This is a genomic window from Methylorubrum podarium, from assembly GCF_022179745.1.
Taxonomy (GTDB): Bacteria; Pseudomonadota; Alphaproteobacteria; order Rhizobiales; family Beijerinckiaceae; genus Methylobacterium; species Methylobacterium podarium.
In genome coordinates, this window is the sequence record NZ_BPRD01000644.1 from 1 (window position 1) to 2,463 (window position 2,463).

Genomic DNA, 2,463 nt, shown 5'->3' on the forward strand with positions numbered 1-2,463 from the left:
GGCATGATCGGCCTCGGCCGGATGGGCGGCAACATCGTCCGCCGTCTCCTGCGCGACGGCCACACGGCCGTGGTCTACGACCGCGATCCGAAGGTGGTGGAGGCGCTGGCCGCCGAGGGTGCGACCGCCGCGTCGAGTCTCGAAGATCTCGTCGCGAAGCTGGAGGCGCCCCGCACCGCCTGGGTGATGTTGCCGGCCGGCCAGATCACCGAGGAGACGGTGACCGCGCTCGGCGGTCTCCTGAGCGCTAACGACTGCATCATCGACGGCGGCAACTCGTTCTACCAGGACGACGTGCGCCGTGCCCGCGACCTCGACGCCAAGGGCATCCACTACGTCGATGTCGGCACCTCCGGCGGCGTGTGGGGCCTGGAGCGCGGCTACTGCATGATGATCGGCGGCCACAAGGAGGCCGTCGACCGGCTCGACCCGATCTTCCGCACGCTGGCGCCAGGCCTCGGCGAAATCCCGCGGACGCCGGGGCGCGACGGCCGTGATCCGCGGGCCGAGCAGGGCTACATCCATGCCGGCCCGAGCGGGTCCGGCCACTTCGTGAAGATGATCCACAACGGCATCGAGTACGGCCTGATGCAGGCCTATGCCGAGGGCTTCGACATCCTGCGCCACGCCAACTCCCCCGAGATCCCGGAGGGACGCCGGTTCGATCTCAATCTCGGCGACATCGCCGAGGTCTGGCGGCGGGGCAGTGTGGTCTCGTCCTGGCTCCTCGATCTCACCGCCGCGGCGCTGGCCGGCGACGAGCGCCTCGAAGGGTTCTCGGGCTATGTCGAGGATTCCGGCGAGGGCCGCTGGACCATCAACGCGGCGATCGAGGAGGCCGTGCCGGCCACCGTCCTCTCGAGTGCGCTCTACCGCCGCTTCCGCTCCCGCGAGGACGAGAGCTACGCCGACAAGCTGCTCTCGGCGATGCGCCAGGGCTTCGGCGGCCACAAGGAACCGCCGCGCCGCGGGCCCGCGCCGTGATCCCGCTTCCCCCGAACACCGAGCTGATGGCGGATGCGGAGGCGACGGCCCGCGCGGCGGCCGAGCATCTCCTGGCGATGGCCGGCAGTGCCGAGGGCGATCGCGTCGCCATCTGCCTGTCCGGCGGCTCGACGCCGAAGCGGCTCTACGCGCTGCTCGCCTCGCCCGGCTTCGTCGAGCGCGTGCCGTGGGCGCGGATCCACTGGTTCTTCGGCGACGACCGGGTGGTGCCGTGGGACGACGCCTTGAGCAACGTGCGCATGGTCCGCGAGGCGTTCGGCCACGCAGCACCGGTGCCCGCGACGCATCTGCACTTCATTCCCTCCGACGAGGGCGCCGAGCCGGGCGCCCGCGCCTACGAGCGGAGGCTGCAGGATTTCTACGGCAGCGACCGGCTCGACCCGAATCGGCCGCTCTTCGACCTCGTGCTCCTCGGTCTCGGCAGCGACGGGCACACCGCCTCGCTGTTTCCGGGCAAGCCGGCGCTCGCCGAGCGCGAGGCCTGGGCCGCGCCGGTGCCGGAGGCGGGAATGGAGCCGTTCGTGCCGCGCATCACCCTCACCTTCCCGGTCCTGGCCTCCTCGCGGTCCGTGCTCTTCCTCGTCAACGGCGCGGGCAAACGCGAACCATTGCGGCGACTCGCCGAGGGCGAGGATCTGCCGGCGCGCCGCGTCGAGAGCGCGGGACGGGTGACGTGGTACGTGGATCGCGACGCGGCTGAGGCCTGAAGCCGCCGACACCCGTTTGCGGTCCGCCTCGTCCACCGCGACGGGCGGATCCGCCTCACTTTCGACGTGGATCCTACCGGAGTATGAACCGGCGATCCTCGACGACACGGGAGTACCCCCGATGGTAGCAGCCGAAGGCGCAACCGCGTCGGACGCTCGGCTCCGAGCCGATCCGCCGCGCTTCGCTCGGCGGCGCGGCCGCATCCAGCCCGGACCGCTGAAGCCCCTGGACCGGCGCAGCCGCCGGCCCGTTTGGGTCGTCTATGCCGGATTGCTGGGCCTCTCGCTCGTCACGTCCTGGGCAGTCGCCTCGCAGATCCGCACGGGCACGGCCGTTGCGGAGCAGGCCGCCCCCGCGATGATGGCGGAACCTGTTCAGGAGGCGGCCCAACCCGTCCGCATCGTCGGTGCCGTGCAGGGGCCGGAGGCTGCTGCACCGGCCAGCGAATCACCGCCCGCGGTCGAGGCGTCCCTGCCGTCGCCTTCCGCGGGGCCGTCGCCTGACCCGCAGCCGGCCGTGCCCGTCGCGGTCGCGCCGGCGGTCCCGGTTGCGAAACGGGCCACCGCGCCCGTGGTCGATCTCGGCGCCCTGCCGGTTCTGACGCTCGACGAGACCGCCTTCGACGCCGTCCAGGCGCCGGTCTCCGAGAGAACGCCCCCCGTCGCCGCGAGGGCTCACGGCAGACCGTGATCCGAGCCGCGCCCGATCGCGCGGCTTCCGGTTGATTGGTTCGGTCAGAGCATGGCCTGT

The 2,463-nt window shown here is 72.0% G+C and carries 3 protein-coding genes; all 3 read left to right on the forward strand.

Features of this window, described 5'->3' with window-relative positions:
* On the forward strand, positions 1–984 hold a 984-nt coding region (gnd, locus tag MFF42_RS25200), incomplete at its 5' end, for a phosphogluconate dehydrogenase (NAD(+)-dependent, decarboxylating) (protein WP_238258715.1).
* Complete coding sequence (gene pgl / locus MFF42_RS25205; protein ID WP_238258716.1) at positions 981–1,712, forward strand: 6-phosphogluconolactonase; 732 nt, start codon at positions 981–983, stop codon at positions 1,710–1,712. The genes gnd and pgl, both read left to right, overlap by 4 nt.
* A 121-nt stretch (positions 1,713–1,833) precedes the next feature.
* Entirely contained in the window at positions 1,834–2,403 is a 570-nt protein-coding gene (locus MFF42_RS25210; RefSeq protein WP_238258717.1) for a hypothetical protein, read from the forward strand.
* The last annotated feature ends 60 nt before the right edge of the window (positions 2,404–2,463 follow it).

Bases quoted from the DNA above. Each gene is read 5' to 3' on its own strand.
- MFF42_RS25210 (WP_238258717.1), top strand. From the start codon at position 1,834: ATGGTAGCAGCCGAAGGCGCAACCGCGTCGGACGCTCGGCTCCGAGCC.